Origin of the sequence: Halopseudomonas laoshanensis (assembly GCF_008365385.1) — a bacterium.
Lineage (GTDB): Bacteria > Pseudomonadota > Gammaproteobacteria > Pseudomonadales > Pseudomonadaceae > Halopseudomonas > Halopseudomonas laoshanensis.
This window is the reverse complement of the sequence record NZ_QOVF01000001.1, coordinates 1,186,861-1,207,069: the sequence shown is the minus strand read 5'-3', so window position 1 is coordinate 1,207,069 and position 20,209 is coordinate 1,186,861. Positions and strand designations below refer to the sequence as shown.

Genomic DNA, 20,209 nt, shown 5'->3' with positions numbered 1-20,209 from the left:
TTGGTCACCGTAGGTTTAGAATTGATAGGTGGCAGACAGCCAAAGGCGCCGACCTTCTTCCAGTGTGCCGTCAGTTGACCGTCCGCTCTGGATGTAATCTGATGCCCAGCCAGTGGCACCGGTGTTGGTGGTGTAGTAGCTGCCCTCGGTGAAATCTTTCCCCAGCACGTTGTAGATGGTTGCGTTCAGGGTCAGATCATCGGTCGCTTGTAATGAACCACCGAGGTGAAAGACTTCGTAGGCTTTGAGATCGCCCGCTGCGTCCTGTAGCGCCTGATTGCCTGCGCTCAAATTGTCATAACGGTCAATAAACCTAGCACGTTCACTGCGATATTCACCCTTGAGCCAAAGATTGACCCGCTGAGTGGCTGCCCAGTTCAAACGCGCGAATAGCAAATGGTCCGGGGTATTGGTCAGGGGCGCACCCTTGTTATCGCCGCTCTTTTGCTCACTATCGGTATAGGTGTAGTTGGCACTCAGGCTCCAGGCCGGAGCGAACTCCCAGCGGCTGCCCAGTTCGATACCCTGGGTTTCTGCTTCGCCTATGTTGGTGCTTTGCGCGAAGCTACCTTGGGTGAAGCCGGGTCCAAATTCAATGCAGCCAGGCTGGCCTGCGGGCACGTCGGCATCAGCTGAAAAGCAATTGGGTAGTGCCGTGCCGTCGTCGATCTTATCCTCAAATTTGTTATGGAATACGGTAACGTTGGCACTGAAATTATTCAGGTTGTCGTAGTACACGCCGAATTCAGTATTTGTGGTGGTTTCAGGCTCTAGGTCGGGACTACCGATCGTCAGCGTTGAACCCTGGCCGGTGACACCGCTTATACCGTCATGCAGTTGGTTCAATGTGGGGGTCTTATAGCCTTGGGTTACCCCGCCCTTCATGGTCCAGCTATCAGTGGTATTCCAGACCAAATAAGCGCGTGGGCTGAAGTTACCGCCGAAGGCTTCGTGATCTTCGTACCGGCCACCCAACGTCAGCGCCAAGTCGTCGCGAATACGCCATTCGTCTTCAGCAAATAACGCCCACGAGGTCTGCTGGAATGTATCGTCAGCAATGCCGTCGGTGACTTCGGCATCCCACCACTGGGCGCCAACGGTGGCTATATGCGCCTGTCCCAGCGGGGCGACGAGCTTGGTATCCAAAACCAGATCACGCGATTTCAGTTCGCGGTCATCGCCTACGACGATCTGCGGATAGCCGTCGTAACTGTCGCCAATGGGCGTGCCTGGGATGGTTCGCCCTAGGGTTTCGGTAGTGCTGTGCGTCAGACTGCTGGTTGCCGTGCCAAAACCCAGGCGTCCCTGGTGGGTGAGGGCAACCTGCTCGCGCTCGAAGCGAAGCTCATCGCTATAGCCATTGGCTCGGGTCGGTGCCGCGACGTTACAGCCGGTGACAGCGCTACCACCAGTTCGGCCGTCCAGATTGCCCAATTGGCAATCGTCATTCTCATATCGCTGGATGCTGCGGTCCAAATCCAGTGAAAAATCGTGGTTAGCCGTCGGCGTCAAGTTAAGGCGCGCACCGACGGTGTAGTTGCCACCCTCAACAGGTGAAGCGCCGCGCTTGCTGACGGTGCTGTCGTCAGCAAAAGTCAGGTCCGATTCCTGGCGGTCAAAGATGCTGCCGCGCACCGCAAGCCCTAGCAGGCCATCAATCAGCGGGCCGCTGCTGTACAGATTTGCATTGCTGGTGGCGCCGTAATCGCTATCTTCCTGGAAGGTATGATCGACGGTGACGGAGCTGCCCCAATGCGTTCCGACTTTTTTGGTGATGATGTTGACCACGCCGCCCATGGCATCAGAGCCATACAAGGTGGACATTGGGCCGCGGATAACCTCGATACGCTCAATCGCCGATAACGGCGGCATAAAGCTGGTAGCAGTGTCGTTGAAACCGTTCGGCGTCACGTTGCCTGCGGTATTCTGCCGGCGGCCATCGATGAGTATCAGTGTGTATTCGCTCGGTAGGCCGCGGATGCTGATATCCAAGCCGCCCGTTTTACCTGTGCCTTGACGGATATCCACGCCTTCAACACCGTCCAGCGCCTGGGCTAGATTTGCATAGCGATTCTGTTGCAGGTCTTCATTACTGATGACGCTGATGCTGGCAGGGGCATCGGTGATTTTTTGCTCAAACCCTGACGCTGTCACTACGGTATCAGCCAGCCGAATAGCCTCATCATTGGCAATGGCTACGCTGCTGGCCAGCAATGACAGCCCGGCAATAATCCCGGTAGGTAAAGGGGTTTTGAGAAAAGTTTTATGCGTCATGTGCTGTGCTCTCCTAGCGGCGCCATGCTGGCGTCATACGATTCGCTCTTGAATGCAATCAAGAATGGTTACCATTTAGTCGGCGTGAATTCTATTCAGGCAGGGATCAAAGTTCGACAGCATTCTTCGCAACGCAAGGTTGATAAAAACGCAACAAATGCCATCGTTTCGCAATTGACAGCACTTCCCATTATCTGCAGGATTCAGTAGCACTGCCGCAGTGACAGCCACTCGTCGGTACTCATCCGTTTTACGCATTGAAGGCCGGGAGTGGTTAGCGAGTGGTACATCATGATTTCAGCGAGTTGACAGTATTTGCGCTGGTGGTTGAGCAAGGTGGTTTGACACCCGTAGCGTCCAGCCTGGGCTTACCCAAGTCGACGCTCAGCCGGCGCATCAGTCAGTTGGAAAACCGCGTAGGTCAGCGTCTGCTGCTCAGACATTCCAATCGGTTGACGCCAACCGAAGCAGGCAATCTCTTCTATAAATACTGCAAGCAGTTGATCGAACTGGCCGAGCACAGTCAGCAGGCGCTGGACGAATTACGCGAGGAGGCCAGTGGACGGTTGGTGCTGCATGTTCACAATGCCTTTGAAAGAGGTTGGTTACCGACGGTCCTGGATGCATTTCTGCAGCGCTACCCGGATATTCTGCTGGACGTGCAAGTCAGCTCCAGGGCGCCTGCCTTCGAGCAGGAGAGCGCAGGGGACCTGTGGTTATGGCTGGGTGACGTTGAGGCGAGCGGCTTGCGCTCCGAAATTATCGGCACCTGGCAGGCGGGTTTGTTCACCAGCCCAGGTTACGCCAGCGAACACGGCTTGCCACTGCACCCGACAGAGCTTGAACAACGCGCCTGGGTAGATGTACTGGAGGCGGGGCGGCAGCCGGTGGCGCTGGTACATACAGAGGAGGGCGAGTACGTGTTTCAGCCGCCGGTCTCGCGGATGAAGGTCGATAGCCTGGTATTGCAGGCTGACGCGGTCGTGCGCGGTAAAGGCGTTGGGGTGCTGCCCAGCTGGTACGCCCAGCGCTATGAGCAAGCGCATCCGGGTAGTTTTGTCGCGTGCATGGAAGGCTGGCAACCGGCGAGCTTGCCGGTGACCTTGTTGTGTAATTTTGGCCATCCGGCAAAAAAGGTCTCGGCCCTGCAGGACTGGCTACGCGAATCTGTGCCGGATGCCTGGCGTGAGACTGTCGAGCGGGTCTGACGGACGTTTATTTAAGTCGACGCTCAATGCCCATCTGCACCAGGATTTTCGCGGATATTTCTTCTACGGAAAAAGTGGTTGAATTAACGTAGGAGATATTTTCCCGGCGGAACAGGTTCTCTACTTCGCGCACTTCAAATTCGCATTGGGCGAAGCTGGCATAGCGACTGTTGGGGCGACGTTGCTCACGGATACTCGCCAGACGTTCGGGCTCGATGGTCAGCCCGAAGAGCTTTTCCTTGTGCTGCTTGAGTGCAGGCGGCAGTTGCAGCCGTTCCATGTCGTCTTCAGTCAGTGGATAGTTCGCAGCGCGGATGCCGTACTGCAGAGCCAGATAGATACAGGTGGGTGTCTTGCCGCAACGCGATACGCCAACCAGAATGATATCGGCGTTGTCATATTGCTGGGTCCGGGCACCATCGTCATTGTCCATCGCAAAATGCACCGCATCGATGCGATCCTGATAGTGATGATTGTGCTGGATAGAGTGGGACTTGCCGACTGAATAGGACGATCCGTCGCCCAGCTCCTGCTCAAGCGGAGCCAGGAAGGTGGCAAAAATATCGATCATGTAGCCGTTGCAACTGGCCAGCTCCGCACGGATCTCACGGTTGACCACGGTGTCAAAAATGATAGGCCGCTCACCGTCACGCTCGGCAGCTGCATTGATTTGTTGTACCATGTTCCGCGCTTTTTCGACGGTATCAACGTAGGGTCTGATCAGCTTGATGAATTCGATGTTCTCGAATTGAGACAGCAGACTCTGACCCAGTGTTTCGGCGGTAATGCCTGTGCCATCGGAAATGAAAAAAGCGGTGCGTTTCATGCGTGAAGCCTTAAGATGTCAGTGGCTGAGTGCAGCTGGCAAGTAAAGCGCCTCGCTGGTCTCTGTGCCGGCATTGTGGCGCATTTGTGTCAGACAGGCCAGATACCGCCATCCGGCGGAGCTAAAATTCATTGATTTACGGAGAGATCACCTTGTTAGAGTACGTAGTGTCCTTCGAGCATCTGGGCGTTGATGACGTCGAGCGGGTGGGCGGCAAGAACGCGTCCCTTGGCGAAATGATCAGCAACCTGGCCCACGCCGGTGTTTCTGTCCCCGGCGGTTTTGCCACCACGGCTGAAGCCTACCGCGAATTTCTGGAACAAAGTGGTCTGAACGAACGCATCCATGCCGCGCTTGATGCGCTGGATGTGGAAGATGTGAATGCGCTGGCCCGTACCGGGGCACAGATCCGCGAGTGGGTGATGGAAGCACCATTCCCTGACGCGCTGGATCAGGCAATCCGTACTGCCTTTGCCGAGCTGTCCAACGGTAATGACAATCTCGCCGTAGCCGTGCGCTCTTCCGCCACCGCCGAAGATCTTCCAGACGCCTCCTTTGCCGGCCAGCAGGAAACCTTCCTTAATATACGCGGTGTGGACAATGTGATCCGTGCGGCCAAGGAAGTGTTTGCCTCGCTGTTTAATGATCGCGCCATTGCCTACCGTGTGCACCAGGGCTTCGACCACAAACTGGTCGCCTTGTCGGCGGGCGTGCAGCGCATGGTTCGCTCTGAAACCGGTACTGCCGGCGTCATGTTTACGTTGGATACCGAGTCCGGTTTCCGTGATGTAGTGTTCATCACCGGCGCCTACGGTTTGGGTGAAACGGTAGTGCAGGGCGCAGTCAACCCTGACGAGTTCTATGTTCATAAGCCCACCCTCGAAGCAGGCCGCCCGGCCATCCTGCGTCGCAATCTGGGCAGCAAAGCAATCAAGATGATCTATGGCGAAGTCGCCAGTGCAGGCCGCTCGGTCAAGACGGTGGACGTCGACAAGGAAGAGCGCTCACGTTTCTGCCTGAGTGATGAAGAAGTCACCAACTTGTCCCGCCAGGCGCTGATCATTGAGAAACATTATGGTCGGCCGATGGATATCGAGTGGGCCAAAGATGGTGACGACAACCAGCTGTATATCGTTCAGGCGCGCCCCGAAACGGTCAAGAGCCGCAACAACGTCAACGTCATGGAACGCTACCTGCTCAAGGAAAAGGGCGAAATTCTGGTGGAAGGTCGTGCCATCGGCCAGCGTATTGGCGCAGGGCGAGTACGGATCATCCATAACGTCAGCGAAATGGACAAGGTCCAGCCCGGTGATGTGCTGGTCTCCGACATGACTGATCCCGATTGGGAGCCGGTCATGAAGCGCGCCAGCGCTATCGTGACCAACCGCGGCGGCCGTACCTGCCATGCGGCGATTATCGCTCGTGAGCTGGGTATTCCTGCGGTAGTGGGTACCGGTAACGCCACTTCAGAGCTGCGCGATGGTCAGGAAGTGACCGTCTCCTGTGCTGAAGGTGACACCGGCATGATCTACTCCGGCCAGCTGTCGTTCGACATCCGCACTAACAGCGTCGACGCCATGCCTGATTTGCCGTTCAAGATCATGATGAACGTCGGTAATCCGGATCGCGCCTTTGATTTTGCGAACCTGCCTAACGAAGGTGTGGGTCTGGCGCGTCTTGAATTCATCATCAACCGCATGATTGGCGTGCACCCCAAAGCCTTGCTGAATTTCGACAGCCTGCCTGCAGATGTGCGCGACAGCGTCGAAAAACGTATCGCTGGCTACGATGATCCGGTCGGCTTTTATGTCGAAAAGCTGGTCGAAGGCATCAGTACGCTGGCCGCCGCATTCTGGCCAAAGAAGGTTATCGTCCGGCTATCTGATTTCAAGTCGAATGAATATGCCAACCTGATTGGCGGCCGCTTGTACGAGCCGGAAGAAGAGAATCCAATGCTTGGCTTCCGCGGCGCATCGCGTTATATCAGCGATTCATTCCGTGACTGCTTTGAGCTTGAGTGCCGCGCAATGAAGCACGTGCGCGACGTCATGGGCCTCACTAACGTAGAAATCATGGTGCCCTTCGTACGCACTGTCGGCGAAGCCAAGCAGGTGGTTGAGCTGCTCGCCGAGAATGGCCTCAAACGCGGCGAAAATGGTCTGCGATTGATCATGATGTGCGAGCTTCCTGCAAATGCGTTGCTGGCCGAAGAGTTTCTCGAGCATTTCGATGGCTTTTCGATTGGCTCCAATGACCTGACTCAGCTCACGCTGGGCCTGGACCGTGATTCCGGCATCATCGCTCACCTGTTCGATGAGCGTAATGCGGCGGTCAAGAAGCTTCTGGCCATGGCTATTTCAGCATGCCTCGCTGCGGACAAATACATCGGGATTTGCGGGCAGGGTCCATCAGACCATCCCGATCTCGCCCGTTGGCTGATGCAGCAGGGTATCGAAAGCGTCTCGCTGAACCCAGATTCGGTCATGGATACCTGGTTCTTCCTGTCAGAAAACGCCCTTGAGGAGAGTTGACATGCATTATGTTACCCCCGATCTGTGTGACGCCTATCCGGATGTGGCGGTGGTAGAGCCGATGTTCAGCAACTTTGGTGGCCATGATTCCTTTGGTGGCCAGATCGTCACGGTCAAATGTTTTGAAGACAACTCGGTGGTCAAGGAGCAAGTCGATCAGGATGGCTGTGGCAAAGTCATGGTGGTTGATGGCGGTGGCTCGCTGCGGCGAGCGCTGCTCGGTGACATGCTTGCGGAGAAGGCCGCCAAGAATGGCTGGGAAGGCATTATCGTCTATGGCTGCGTGCGTGATGTGGATGTACTGGCCCAAACCCCGCTGGGGATTCAGGCGCTGGCCAGCCATCCGATGAAAACCGACAAGCGCGGCATTGGTGACCTTAATGTAGTGGTGACCTTCGCTGGAGTAACGTTCCGCCCCGGCGAGTTTGTGTACGCCGATAACAACGGCATTGTGGTGTCTGCGCAAGCACTGGAAATGCCTTCCTGACAGCAGATATGTCACCTGCCTTCAGGTAGGTGACATTCTGTCGCCTCCGTGCGTCCAAACCAGGTAACCCGACCTAGCGGAGGTGATGATGGAAGATCCTATCGAAAGCCGGCTGCGCGAATTGATGCGCGCTGAAGCTGACACATCTACACCGGTTGATGCGCATCGCCTTGACCGGGTCCTGCATAAAGCCCACATGCGCGCCGGTTTTTTTGACTTGATCAATCTGTTTGCGCATTGGGGATGGGTGCTCTCCGAAGGAGGCGCGCGGGCAATGAAACATTCGCGGCCCGTCAGTCGGCGCGCAGAGGACGAACGTTTGGTCACACCTGAATCACAAGAGAAGAGCTGATCATGGAATTGGATATCTGGAGTCAGAGCTTTGTCGGCGCCATGGCGACACTATGGAACAAGATCGCAGCCTTTATACCCAACCTTATAGCAGCCTTGTTTATTGTCCTGCTCGGCTTTGTCATCGCCAAGGTGGTTGACACGCTGCTGAGCAAAGGTCTGGCTAAGCTGGGTTTGGACCGCCTGATGACCGGGGCGGGCGTAAACAAGATGCTCAAGCGCATTGGCATCAACGCTCCCATGTCGACTGTCGTTGGCAAGGTGGTCTACTGGTTCATCGTGCTGACCTTTATTGTCTCTGCAGCCGAGTCACTTGGTTTAGCCCGGGTCTCGGCGACGCTGGACATATTTACGCTGTACCTGCCGAAGGTAGTAGGGGCGGCCTTGATCCTGCTGGCTGGCTTGTTGCTTTCCCATCTGGTCAACGGCGTGGTTCGCGGAGCAGCCGAAAGTGTCGGTGTCGATTACGCCAGTGGGCTTGGACGCTTCGTGCAGGGCCTGTTGGTCATCATTACCGTATCCCTGGCAATCGGTCAGTTGCAGATTGAAACGGCGCTACTCAACACCGTTATAGCTATAGTACTGATCTCGTTCGGCGCGGCTGCGGCGTTGGCGCTGGGCCTGGGGAGTCGGGAAATGGTCAGCCAGATTATTGCCGGGATCTACGTCCGCGAGCTCTATCATGTGGGCGATCGCATCAAGATGGACGAGGTGGAAGGTGTGATTGAAGAAATCGGCACAGTTAAAACTCAGTTGCTCGACGATGACGGGCAGATCGTCTCTGTCGCCAATCGCACGCTGATAGCCCAACGCGTTTCGCGCTAATGCTGCCGGTCCTGGTCTACTTTGGTGATTGCGCACATTGACTAACCCACACCAGACAACCCGTTACAATCCCACCGAGCTTACGGACGAAGAATTGGTCGCCAGGGCCAATCGGGAGTTGTTGCATACCACAGTGGCTTATGAAGAGTTGATGCGCCGCTACCAGCGCACGCTGTTCAATGTCTGTGCAAGGTATCTGGGCAATGACCGCGATGCGGACGACGTTTGCCAGGAAGTGATGCTCAAGGTATTACATGGGTTACGGCAGTTTGAGGGTAAAGCCAAATTCAAAACCTGGTTGTACAGCATTACTTATAACGAATGTATAACGCAGTACCGCAAAGAGAAACGCAAAAGGCGTTTAATGGATGCGTTAAGTCTGGATCAGGACGAGAGTGAAGAAGTTGTAGAAAGTTCCATAAATATTGTCACGGACCGGGCCAGCCTTGATCGCTGGCTGGTCCATGTAAATCAGGTGGATCGGGAGATCCTGGTGCTGCGATTTGTAGCCGAACTGGAATTCCAGGAAATAGCCGACATTATGCATATGGGGCTAAGCGCGACAAAAATGCGTTATAAAAGGGCCCTTGAGAAATTACGTAAAAGCATAGACAACCCCTTTTAGACGTTTTTAAACATATATACTTGCATTCTCAGTTTTCTGTTATACTTACCGGGAGTTTTGCGCAAGTTAACGTCCTAATATGGATTTGATGGGGATTTACAGATGAAATTGAAAAACACTTTGGGTATTGTTGTTGGTGCCGTTGTCGCTGCTTCTGCCTTGCCGGTCATGGCTCAGAGCGCCGGTTCCGTTGAAGTTGAGGCGTTTGCTGATCGCTACTTCACAGACAGCTACCGTGACATGAGCGACGGTACTCTGGTGGGCGGTGGCATTGGTTACTTCCTGACTGATGACGTCCTGCTGAACGTTAACCTGGGTACATACAAAAACCTTGAAGATGATGCTACCGGTGAAGACATCGACGGTCGCCTGATGGCGGTTGAAGCTGTTTACCACTTCGGTCAGAGCAACATCCGTCCTTACATCTCTGGCGGTTTCGGCCATCAGGAACTGGATCAAGTTGGCACTAGCCAGCGCGATCGTACCACCATGGCTATGGCCGGTGTTGGTATCAAGAACTACCTGAGCGAGAACTTCTTCGTTAAAGCCGGTGTTGATGCTCTGTACGGCATTGATAGCAAGAACACCGAATGGTCCGCTGGCGTTGGCCTGGGCTTGAACTTCGGTGGCGCTGCAGCTCCTGTTGCTCAAGCGGCTCCTGCACCAGCCCCTGCACCTGCTCCGGCTCCACAGCCAGAGCCAGAAATGCAGTCGGTCCGTGTTGAGCTGGATGTTAAGTTCGATTTCGATCGTGACTCCATCCGCCCTGAATACCGCAATGACATTCAGAGCCTGGCCGAGTTCATGAAGACCTATCCTTCAGTAACTACTACTGTTGAAGGTCACACTGACTCCGTCGGTAGCGACAGCTACAACCAGAACCTGTCCGAGCGTCGTGCCAATTCGGTCCGTGAAGCTCTGATCAGCGAAGGTGTTGACTCCTCGCGCGTTAGCTCTGTCGGTTACGGCGAAGCCCGTCCGATTGCTGATAACGAGACTGATGATGGCCGTGCCATGAACCGTCGCGTAGAAGCTGAAGTAGAAGCTGAAGTAGAAGTTCGTTAATAACGACTGCTTAGCTTAAGAAAAACCCGGCTTCGGCCGGGTTTTTTTATACCTGCTGTTTAACCAACACGTTCAATATCAGCCGTTATGAATGTAATTCACGCCAGGGAAGCGAAAGCGAAAGTCATCCGGCATGGGTGTTACCTTGGAGGTGGTGAAGTCGTAGAAAACGAATCCAGACTTGGCCAGGGCGACCAGTTCGCCACCAATGGCCTTAGTGATGCGAAAGATGATGTCCCCGCCATACTTGTTCAGATCCATCATGCCGACTTCAAAGATCAGCGCATCGCGGGCAAAAGCTTCGCGCTTATAAGTGGTGGCCAGGTCGGTGACAATAATGCCGGTATCCTTGTCACTGACCTCTTCGATACCGAACTGATACAGAAACCGAGCGCGAGCTTCGGAGATCATCGATACCATTGAGTCATTCGCCAGGTGCTTGCCCGCGTTGATGTCGGTAATGCGGACGGTGAGCTGTGTAGTGAAATAGAACTGATTGTCTGGAAACTCGAGGGTAAGGCGTGCCATGCTGTTAAACCTGTTACGACGTTAATGGTGCCACATGCTCCCCTGGTAGGTGGGAAGGTGAGGGCAGGCGTGAGGGAGGGCGCATTGTACTTGAGACCGCTCCGGGCAGACAGCAGGAGCTGATAACTGGCACAAAAAAAGGCCACCCGAAGGTGGCCCTCTTTAAACACCAACCTGCGCAGCTATCAGCCGAACTGGTTCATGGTGTTGTCTTTGCCGCCAGCTTTCAGAGCAGCTTCACCAGCGAAGTACTCTTTATGGTTGTCACCGATATCGGAGCCAGCCATGTTCTGGTGCTTGACGCAGGCGATGCCCTGACGCAGTTCCTGACGCTGAACGCCCTTAACGTAGGCCAGCATGCCTTGCTCTGCGAAGTAACCCTTGGCCAGGTTGTCGGTAGACAGCGCGGCAGTGTGGTAAGTCGGCAGAGTGATCAGGTGGTGGAAGATACCCGCTTCGCGTGAGCCATCGGCCTGGAAGGTACGGATCTTCTCATCAGCGATCTGGGCCAGTTCAGTCTCGTCGTAATCGACGCTCATCAGCTTGGCGCGATCGTAAGCGGACATGTCCTTGCCTTCAGCAGTCATGGTATCGAATACCTGCTGACGGAAATTCAGAGTCCAGTTGAAGGACGGGCTGTTGTTGTAAACCAGCTTGGCGGTCGGAATGACTTCACGGATGCGGTTAACCATGGCGGCGATCTGGCCAACGTGCGGCTTCTCGGTTTCGATCCACAGCAGGTCAGCGCCGTTCTGCAGGGAAGTGATGCAGTCCAGGATAACGCGATCTTCGCCAGTGCCAGCACGGAACTGGAACAGGTTGCTTGGCAGACGCTTTGGACGCAGCAGCTTGCCGTCACGGTTCAGAACGACGTCGCCGTTCTTCATGTCAGCAGCAGATACTTCTTCGCAATCCAGGAAGGAGTTGTACTGGTCGCCCAGGTCGCCTGGCTCTTTGGTTACAGCGATCTGCTTGGTCAGGCCGGCACCCAGGGAATCGGTACGGGCAACGATCACGCCATCATCAACGCCCAGCTCGAGGAACGCGTAACGAACGGCGTTGATCTTGGCCAGGAAATCTTCGTGGGGAACGGTAACCTTGCCATCCTGGTGACCGCACTGCTTCTCGTCGGACACCTGGTTTTCGATCTGGATGCAGCAAGCACCCGCTTCGATCATTTTCTTGGCCAGCAGGTAAGTGGCTTCAGGGTTACCGAAACCAGCATCGATGTCGGCAATGATCGGCACAACGTGAGTTTCAAAGTTGTCGATTTTGGCCTGGACTTCATCCTGCTTGGACTTGTCGCCAGCATCGCGCGCAGCGTCCAGATCCATGAACAGCAGATCCAGTTCACGGGCGTCAGCCTGGCGCAGGAAGGTGTACAGCTCTTCGATCAGACCGGAAACGGCAGTCTTCTCGTGCATGGATTGGTCAGGCAGCGGGCCGAAGTCGGAACGCAGCGCTGCAACCATCCAGCCGGACAGGTACAGGTAACGCTTGTTAGTGGTCTTCAGGTGCTTCTTGATGGAAATCAGCTTCTGCTGACCGATGAAGCCGTGCCAGCAACCCAGTGACTGAGTGTAGACGGAGGAGTCGGCATCGTACTCGGCCATGTCTTTGCGCATGATGGCAGCAGTGTACTTGGCAATGTCCAGACCGGTTTTGAAACGGTTCTGAGCGCGCATGCGGGCGACGGACTCGGGGTTGATAGCGCTCCAGCTGTTGCCGGCAGATTCTTTCAGAGCGGCGACGGCTTTGATGTCGTTTTGATAAGCTGACATGGTCAATCCTTCAAGGTTTGCGTTTGGTTGAGCACAAATTTCCACCCAAAACCCACATGCTAAAGGTTATGCATGGGCGGTGCACCGCAGCGTGTCTTAACAGGACTGAAAAAAAGAAATCCACAGGGGGAGGGGGGTGTGAGCAGGTGAATGATTGAGGCTGCCAAGCATGAGCGGTGTCATGCATACCCCGGACACAGATATATCCGCAGGTAGAGCAGTGAATCAAACAATCATTCAGACTGACGCTAAATCGCTTCCCCGTCCCTCAGGACAACTTCGTTCCAGTCGCAACCTCGTCGAACGGCCTTGTGAGCTGTTGAGACACTGATCGATCCAATGGTTCATGGATCCGATCCGGAGAGCCCTTTCGGACCCCCTGGCTAGCGGGAGCGACGCAATGATGCGACTTGATCGGCAATAAGTCAATGCGCATGTAGTGTTTTTTTAAGCGCACTACACTAGCTCTGGATATCGTTTTCAGGCTGGTGCCCGGGCTAGTTTGCGCGGTCTATCTTGAGCCGCACGCTGCTGTCATTCTGGCTGCGGGTGCTGGTGCGCCGCCCAATGTCCGCGCCGCTACTGAGCTGGCTATCGGTAACGCCACCGACGGTGATCCATTCGCCGAGTCGCGCGGTTACCACGGTGTCAGTCTGCTGCACGTCAACTATTCGATTATCGCTGCGGTTGACGTTGTCATTGTTGGCGCTGAGGGTAATGGTTGCCAGGTCACCATTAAGTCGCACTGTGGCATAAAAGCCCTGGGTAACATCACGGTATTCGGTGTTTTCGATAACACGGCCGTATACGTCGGTAGTGGTGGACTGCAAAGGCACTGATTGCCCGGTCTGAATCAACACCGGGTAACCTTCATTGGCGGTGACCTGGCGGACTCCATCGTTCTGACCGCGGGTACTACGGTTGATGATCCGCGCCTGGTTGCCATTGCGCGGATCTCCGACCACGATGTCCGCGGGTCCAGTGTCGAAGCGCCCGTCAACCTGATAGCCGCGCTCGTTGCTACTGATACCGCCGCTATTGGCGACACTGATCAACAGCCTCGCCGGCTGGCGGTCAAGTTCATTCAATAACGCGCGTATTTCCTTCAGCCGCTCGGGCTCCGCGCGCACTATCAGTTGATTGCCATAGGCTGAGACGCGCTCATCATCCCGGAGCATCGGCTGAATCGCCGAAATCATATTCTCAGCCATGTTGTAACCGAGACTGAATATCTCGGTCGTTGGTTCTGCCTGCACGGAAACGCTGCTGCAGAACATCAGTAGCGACAGCAACTGGGCAAGGCAGAACCTGATCATAAAAGAAATCTCCGGATGGCTGGATCGCTCTGGCTGGTAGACCAAAACTCATCAAACTCGCTAGTCCTGCGCCTGACCTGGTCGGGACTTTGATAGCGCGCAAACCCCTGGCGCAGCAGAGCCTTGGGTAGCATCAATATGCCGCAAGTATCTGCCAGCATATAGACCTGCGGCAGTTTTTCACGTTCTGGATGCTGCTTGCGAATCTCCACTATGCTCGGGAAGCGGTGCATCAGGTTCAGCAGGCTATGGCCCTGGAGAAAGGGTTTGCCCGCTTCCTGCAGCAGTATTTTGATTCGACACTTGGGCTGACGGGCGATCAGTTGCTCCACTGCGTTGAGCACATCGCGACGATTGAACAGCCATACGGCCTGGTCGGCGGCATAGATATGTATTTGCCGGCGGGCCTGGCCAAGCATATGGCACAGATGATCGAGTGCATTGCTTTCGTCCAGCTCAATCAGCTCGGCCTGGTTACCCAACTGATAGGGCAGATCCACTGTGCGCACCGCCGGCAACTGTGTGGGCGGGTTGTGAATGCTGAATCTGCCGGGCGATTCAAACTCGATCGGCGGCAACTCCGATATATCCAGGAGCTCGGCTTGCCAGCGCATGGCCACGTGAAGGATTCCCGCTTCCATATAAGGTTCGGAATCGACCACGAACCCCAAGCGTTGGTACAGCGACTGCGCCTGGACCTGGGCGCTCAGTAGCAAGGTGCTCATGCCCTGCGCTTGGGCGTAGGCCATGACTTCGCGCATGAGCCGTTCGCCCAACCCCTTGCCACGCCACGCGGGCAATATGGCTACTCGGCCGATATGGCCATCGTCTAGCAAGCGCGCGGTGCCCAGTGCCTCGCTTTCAGCGCGCATGAGGAAATGCACCGCGGACTGATCGTCGGTATCCCACTCCAGCGCATCCGGGACACCTTGCTCATCGATGAATACCTGCTTGCGGATCTCTCGCAGTGCTTCGGTGCTTAGCCAGTCAACTACCCTGACGTCAATCTCATTCATCCTCGCCCTCCAGTTGGAGATCCCCCTTGGCCAGAAGTTGCTCCACCAGGGTCCAGGCTTCCGGATTCTGTCGCCAGGGCAGCAACGCTTCGCAATCCAGATAATCCTGTTCACAGATTAGTTGAACCAGCGGTAACAGGGTAATCGGCAACAGACAGTGCTCGCCGCTGGCAAACAGCATCAGGTGTTCGGCACCCTCCTGGCGGTAAGCCAGGCGCGCGCTCAGGTTGCGGATCAGCCCGTAACCGTTGCTCAGCTCTTCATCCACCAGGCTGGTCTCAACCTCCTGGACCTGGATCAATTCGGGATAGCGCGGTTCGGTCATGAAGCGGCCGAACCAGGTGGCCAGCGCTGCTTTGTCCTGAACCAGCTCCAGCACAATGCCCTGCAAGCGCTCAATGCTGGCATCGTCAATGCAGGCGGGCTCTACCGGGACTGACATGCCTGCATCACTATAACGATCCTGGTCGCTGAGATACTGGCCGAGAAAGTCAGTGAAATGGTGCAATATCTCTTGATGGCTTGGAGCGCGAAAGCCGATCGAGTAAGTCATGCATTCGTCTTCGGCAATACCGTAATGGGCAACGCCGGGCGGTATATAGAGCATGTCGCCGGGTTCGAGCAGCCATTCTTCCTGCTGCTGAAAGTCCTGCAGGATGCGCAGGTCAGGGTGCTGCAGAATTGGGCTGTCGGCATTACAGTGCTGGCCGATCTTCCATCGCCGGTGACCGTGGGTCTGCAGCAGGAATACATCGTAGTTATCGAAGTGCGGTCCGACGCTGCCGCCTGGCGCCGCGTAACTGATCATGATGTCGTCGATTCGCCAGCTGGGCAGAAAGCGGAAAGCAGATATCAGTTCAGCGACGTCGGGCACGAACTGGTCTACTGCCTGTACCAGCAGGGTCCAGTCCTTCTCAGGCAATACCTTGAAGTCGTCCTCAGCGAAGGGTCCGCGTCGCAGCTCCCAGGGAATGTCACCTTGGGTCAGGACGATTCGCGACTCGACTTCGTCTTCCAGGGCCAGGCCAGCCAGCTCATCGGCGGATAACGGACTTTGATAATCAGGGAAAGCCTGTCGAATCAGCAGCGGCTTTTTCTGCCAGTAATCCCGCAGGAATTCGGCGGGGGTGATATCACCAAGCGGGGACGCTGCGGTATGGGACATAAGAGCCTCTGAAACAATGTAGGTAACGTCATCCGGCCCGGAGTGGGGGTATTCAGCGTCTAGCTGAACGACGACCCTGCTGAGCTTTCCCGGGGCCGGGAGTCAGCAGGTCGTGTTTCGAATTGCACGTTAATAATAGCTAGTCTGCAGTCGCTGAATGTGCAGGAGCATCAGACCCGGCGTGCTTGCTGAACAGCGTTGCCGATATAGTTGGCTGGCGTGAGCGCTTTGAGCTCCTGCTTGGCTTCTGCGGGAATTTCCAGGTCCTCGACAAATGCCTGCAGAGCCTGGGGCGTAATGCCTTTACCGCGGGTCAGTTCTTTGAGCTTCTCGTAAGCATCGGGCACGGCATAGCGGCGCATGACGGTCTGAATGGGTTCGGCCAGCACTTCCCAGCAATTATCCAGATCTTCAGCAATGCGTTGAGCATTAAGCTCTAACTTACTGATTCCCTTCAAAGTGGATTCATAGGCAATGACGCTATGCGCGAAACCAACACCCAGATTTCGCAAAACTGTGGAGTCGGTCAGATCTCGCTGCCAGCGCGAGATCGGCAGCTTGCTCGACAGGTGCTGCATGATCGCATTGGCAATACCCAGATTGCCTTCGGAGTTCTCGAAATCGATCGGGTTGACCTTGTGCGGCATGGTCGAAGAACCAATTTCGCCCGCTATGGTTTTCTGCTTGAAGTAGCCCAGCGAGATGTAGCCCCAAATATCCCGATCAAAATCGATCAGAATGGTGTTGAAGCGCGCGACCGCATCAAAGAGCTCAGCAATATAGTCATGTGGTTCAATCTGCGTGGTATAGGGATTGAAGCCCAGGCCAAGAATTTGCTCGATAAAGGTTTTGGCGTTGGCTTCCCAGTCGATCTCCGGGTAGGCCGACAGGTGCGCGTTGTAATTACCCACTGCGCCGTTGATCTTGCCGAGCAAAGGCACAGCGCTGATCTGCGCGATCTGACGCTCCAGGCGATACACCACGTTTGCCAGCTCTTTGCCCATGGTGGTCGGGGAGGCGGGCTGGCCATGGGTACGCGACAGTAACGGGACGTCGGCATGGGCTACGGCCAAAGCGCGCAGGTCGGCAACAACCCGATGCATCAACGGCAGCATAACCTGGTCACGGCCGGCGCTGAGCATCAACGCATGGGACAGGTTGTTGATGTCTTCGGAGGTACAGGCAAAGTGAATGAACTCATTGACCGACTGCAGCTCCGGCAATGCCGCGGCTTGCTCCTTGAGCAGGTACTCCACCGCCTTGACGTCATGATTGGTGGTGCGCTCGATTTCCTTGATGCGTTCGGCATGCTCGATCTGAAAGTCGTCGACCAGCTTGTCGAGCAGAGCATTGGCTTCGTCCGAGAAGGGGCCGATTTCCGGGATTTCCGGATGCGCGGCGAGACATTGTAGCCAGCGCACCTCTACCTGAACGCGGAAACGGATAAGCCCGTATTCGCTGAAAATACTGCGCAGGCTGGCGGTTTTGCTGCCGTAACGGCCATCAACCGGGGATACGGCGGTCAGGGAGGACAGTTGCATAAGCGGTCTCGTCGATAGGTCGGGCGGAAAAGGGTGAAATCATACACCAGATTGGCGCGGTTTGGCCTGCGCGCCAGGCATGGCAATACTGATCAAGGTGGAAGCGAAAATCAGGCCAGCGCCCACAAAGGAGGAAATATCCGGCACTTCATCCCAGAGAAACCAGGCGAAAAGCCCGGAAAAAACAATGGCCAGATAGCTCAGTGGCCCGATTTTGCCCGGCGGCGCCAAGGTGTAAGCCTTGGACATGATCAATTGGCTGACGGTTGCTACCAGCCCAATGCTGATCAGCATGCCAAGCTGGGTGCCAGTGAGTGGCTGCCAGGCCCACAGCAGCGGGATCGAAGAAAGCAGCGTGGAGAAAAAGGCAAAATAAAACACCATGCGGGTGGCCGGTTCGGTACTGCTCATCACGCGAATTGAAACAAAGGCACAGGCCGCCAGCAGGCTTGCTGCTATGCCTACCAGGCCGATGGGGTCAAACAGTGCGCCACTGGGCTTAGCGACGAGCAATACGCCAGCAAAACCGAGCAGCACCATAAACATCATTCGCGGTGTCAACGATTCGCGCAGCCACCACCAGGCCAATAATGGCGTGAATACAGGTGCGGCATAGGTAAAAACCATGGCATCGGCCAGCGGTAGGTGCGCGATGGCATAGAAGAAACAATACATCGCTCCCAAGCCATAGAACGTGCGCATGAAGTGCCGACCCAAACGCTGGGTACGGAACGGGGCGAAGCCCTTGACCAGTATCATCGGCAGGAAAAACACCACGCCAAGCAGATTACGGAAGAACACCACGTTCTCGTTATTGACGCCCACTGATACTTCACGAATCAGAATGCCCATCAAGGCAAACAGCAACGCCGAGGTGGCCAGCAGCAGCGCGCCTTTGCGCGGCTGGTCCAGCCGGACCAGTTCAACCATTCAGGACGGACCGGGTCGCATCCAGCAATTTCTTCCTGGATACCAGCATTTGCCAGCGGTGTCCGCCCAGTTGTCGCCACAGGCGTGCCGAGCGGATCCCGGCCAACAGCAGCGCGCGAATCCGATTGGCGGTGTCCGGCTGTTGCAGGTAGCGCATATCGCCGTGCACCTGAATGCGTAGACGCAAGGTGCTCAAGGTGTCCTGGTAGATGCTGCCGAAGGAGGCGGTAACGTTGTCATGCAAAATACCGAAATGCTCGACCTGTGAGCCGGCCTGCTCTAACCGCTGGCCCAGCACATTGAGCATGTCATCACGCTTGGCCAGTTGCCGTTCCAGTACCAGGAGATTCATCGTGTAGCGTAGCGCGTCGCGTTGAAGGGCGGCGGTGTCCCGCTCCAGCATCGCCTGCAGCGCCTGCACGCCCTGGCGAATCTGGTAGGTGGAGCCGCCGTAGATTTGCAGCACGTCATCCGGTGAGCGTTCAAGGATGCTGCCTAACAGGCAGGCAGCTGGTGCTTCGCTGATCTGTCCGCTGCGGGCCAGCTTGTCGACCAATATCGCCGCCTGGAAAACCGCGCCCAGCGCAATGACCTGTTCTTCTGCTTGAGTCACGCCGCATCCTCTTCAAAGGCTGGAGTGGCCGTTTCGATCACGCCACCACCGAGGCAAACGTCGCCTTGATAAAGCACTACCGACTGGCCCGGAGTGACCGCGCGTTGCGGCGTGTCGAACCGAACCAGATAACCGTTGGCACAAGGCTCAAGCGTGCAGGCCTGATCCGACTGACGGTAACGCACCTTGGCTGTCAACGGCAGCGACTCAGTGACGGTTACAGGGTTGACCCAGTAAATTGAGGAGCAGGTGAGGGCGCTCGCATACAGCCACGGGTGCTCGTTGCCTTGGCCCACCACCAGCACATTGCGCGTGAGATCCTTGCGCAGCACGTACCAGGGGGTATCACTGGCATCTTTCATGCCGCCGATTCCCAAGCCCTGACGTTGGCCGATGGTGTGGTACATCAGACCGTGATGGCGACCAATGACCTGGCCATCAGTCGTTTCCATATCACCTGGCTGGGCGGGCAGGTATTGCTTCAGAAAATCGCTGAAACGTCGTTCTCCGATAAAACAGATCCCGGTGGAGTCTTTTTTCTTCGCCGTCGCCAATTGGTATTTCTCGGCAATTTGCCTTACTTCGGGTTTCTCCAGCTCTCCTACCGGAAACAGAGTGCGGGCAATCTGCTCAGCACCAACGGCGTGGAGGAAGTAGCTCTGATCTTTATTGGTGTCTACACCACGCAGCAGCACGGTCTTGCCATCGCGCTCGGCTTTACGCACGTAGTGCCCAGTGGCGATCAAGTCAGCACCGAGCATAAGGGCATAGTCGAGAAAGGCTTTGAATTTGATTTCGCGATTACAGAGGATATCCGGATTTGGCGTGCGACCTGCCTTGTACTCTTCCAGAAAATGCTCGAAGACGTTATCCCAATACTCTGCGGCAAAATTCGCGGTATGCAGCTTGATCCCCAGCCGGTCGCTGACCGCCTGAGCGTCTGCCAGATCGTCCATCGCTGTGCAGTATTCCGTGCCGTCGTCTTCGTCCCAGTTCTTCATGAACAGGCCTTCGACCTGGTAACCCTGCTCCAGCAGCAGGGCGGCCGAAACGGACGAGTCAACTCCACCAGACATGCCGACGATAACGCGAGTCTGCTCGGGAGCTTTGGTGTGCAAGGTTGTCAT

The 20,209-nt window shown here is 55.8% G+C and carries 17 protein-coding genes and 2 pseudogenes; 7 read left to right on the top strand and 12 right to left on the bottom strand.

Annotated elements, in window-relative coordinates; all coding sequences use genetic code 11:
* Window positions 1–15: 15 nt before the first annotated feature.
* A complete protein-coding gene (locus DT594_RS05535; RefSeq protein ID WP_149331717.1) occupies window positions 16–2,274 on the bottom strand; it encodes a TonB-dependent receptor domain-containing protein in 2,259 nt (752 codons plus the stop codon).
* 281 nt (window positions 2,275–2,555) lie between these two features.
* Between DT594_RS05535 and DT594_RS05530 the strand changes: the two genes are divergently transcribed.
* A complete protein-coding gene (locus tag DT594_RS05530) occupies window positions 2,556–3,482 on the top strand; it encodes a LysR family transcriptional regulator (protein ID WP_149331716.1) in 927 nt (308 codons plus the stop codon).
* 7 nt (window positions 3,483–3,489) lie between these two features.
* Here the strand turns inward: DT594_RS05530 and ppsR are convergent, their stop codons facing one another.
* Entirely contained in the window at window positions 3,490–4,308 is an 819-nt protein-coding gene (gene ppsR / locus DT594_RS05525) for a posphoenolpyruvate synthetase regulatory kinase/phosphorylase PpsR (protein ID WP_149331715.1), read from the bottom strand.
* A gap of 152 nt (window positions 4,309–4,460) precedes the next feature.
* Between ppsR and ppsA the strand changes: the two genes are divergently transcribed.
* The 6 genes from ppsA to DT594_RS05495 all read left to right on the top strand — a co-directional run bounded on the left by ppsA (window position 4,461) and on the right by DT594_RS05495 (window position 10,192).
* Entirely contained in the window at window positions 4,461–6,839 is a 2,379-nt protein-coding gene (ppsA, locus tag DT594_RS05520; protein ID WP_149331714.1) for a phosphoenolpyruvate synthase, read from the top strand.
* Between the two features lies 1 nt (window position 6,840).
* A complete protein-coding gene (gene rraA, locus DT594_RS05515; RefSeq protein ID WP_149331713.1) occupies window positions 6,841–7,326 on the top strand; it encodes a ribonuclease E activity regulator RraA in 486 nt (161 codons plus the stop codon).
* Window positions 7,327–7,414: 88 nt separating this feature from the next.
* On the top strand, window positions 7,415–7,678 hold the full coding sequence (locus tag DT594_RS05510) for a CrfX protein (RefSeq protein ID WP_149331712.1): 264 nt from the start codon (window positions 7,415–7,417) through the stop codon (window positions 7,676–7,678).
* Between the two features lie 2 nt (window positions 7,679–7,680).
* Window positions 7,681–8,502 (top strand): mechanosensitive ion channel family protein, encoded by an 822-nt coding sequence (locus DT594_RS05505; RefSeq protein ID WP_149331711.1) that lies wholly within the window; start codon window positions 7,681–7,683, stop codon window positions 8,500–8,502.
* 37 nt (window positions 8,503–8,539) lie between these two features.
* Window positions 8,540–9,127, top strand: a complete 588-nt coding sequence (gene sigX, locus DT594_RS05500) for an RNA polymerase sigma factor SigX (protein WP_149331710.1) — start codon at window positions 8,540–8,542, stop codon at window positions 9,125–9,127.
* 102 nt (window positions 9,128–9,229) lie between these two features.
* Window positions 9,230–10,192, top strand: a complete 963-nt coding sequence (locus DT594_RS05495) for an OmpA family protein (RefSeq protein WP_096345036.1) — start codon at window positions 9,230–9,232, stop codon at window positions 10,190–10,192.
* 78 nt (window positions 10,193–10,270) lie between these two features.
* Here DT594_RS05495 and DT594_RS05490 read toward each other — a convergent pair whose 3' ends face one another.
* The 10 genes and pseudogenes from DT594_RS05490 to mnmA form a co-directional block, all read right to left on the bottom strand.
* A complete protein-coding gene (locus DT594_RS05490) occupies window positions 10,271–10,720 on the bottom strand; it encodes an acyl-CoA thioesterase (protein ID WP_096345037.1) in 450 nt (149 codons plus the stop codon).
* 185 nt (window positions 10,721–10,905) lie between these two features.
* A complete protein-coding gene (locus DT594_RS05485; protein WP_149331709.1) occupies window positions 10,906–12,501 on the bottom strand; it encodes an isocitrate lyase in 1,596 nt (531 codons plus the stop codon).
* A 497-nt stretch (window positions 12,502–12,998) separates the two neighbouring features.
* Window positions 12,999–13,817, bottom strand: coding sequence for a secretin N-terminal domain-containing protein (locus DT594_RS05480; protein ID WP_149331708.1), 819 nt, complete (start codon window positions 13,815–13,817; stop codon window positions 12,999–13,001).
* Window positions 13,814–14,251, bottom strand: a pseudogene (locus DT594_RS19195) (DUF7931 domain-containing protein); the annotation flags it as partial. The pseudogene DT594_RS19195 and the gene DT594_RS05480, both read right to left, overlap by 4 nt.
* 177 nt (window positions 14,252–14,428) lie before the next feature.
* Window positions 14,429–14,833, bottom strand: a pseudogene (locus DT594_RS19175) (GNAT family N-acetyltransferase); the annotation flags it as partial.
* Window positions 14,826–15,998 (bottom strand): ribosomal protein uL16 3-hydroxylase, encoded by a 1,173-nt coding sequence (locus DT594_RS05470; RefSeq protein ID WP_149331706.1) that lies wholly within the window; start codon window positions 15,996–15,998, stop codon window positions 14,826–14,828. The pseudogene DT594_RS19175 and the gene DT594_RS05470, both read right to left, overlap by 8 nt.
* Before the next feature lie 170 nt (window positions 15,999–16,168).
* Window positions 16,169–17,539, bottom strand: a complete 1,371-nt coding sequence (gene purB / locus DT594_RS05465; RefSeq protein WP_149331705.1) for an adenylosuccinate lyase — start codon at window positions 17,537–17,539, stop codon at window positions 16,169–16,171.
* Between the two features lie 39 nt (window positions 17,540–17,578).
* The gene (locus DT594_RS05460) at window positions 17,579–18,469 is read right to left on the bottom strand and encodes a DMT family transporter (protein WP_149331704.1); all 891 of its coding nucleotides are present in this window, start codon (window positions 18,467–18,469) and stop codon (window positions 17,579–17,581) included.
* Window positions 18,462–19,082, bottom strand: coding sequence for a high frequency lysogenization protein HflD (gene hflD, locus DT594_RS05455; RefSeq protein WP_149331703.1), 621 nt, complete (start codon window positions 19,080–19,082; stop codon window positions 18,462–18,464). Before hflD ends, DT594_RS05460 begins: the two co-directional genes overlap by 8 nt.
* Window positions 19,079–20,209, bottom strand: a complete 1,131-nt coding sequence (gene mnmA / locus DT594_RS05450; protein WP_149331702.1) for a tRNA 2-thiouridine(34) synthase MnmA — start codon at window positions 20,207–20,209, stop codon at window positions 19,079–19,081. The genes hflD and mnmA overlap by 4 nt, the downstream gene beginning before the upstream one ends.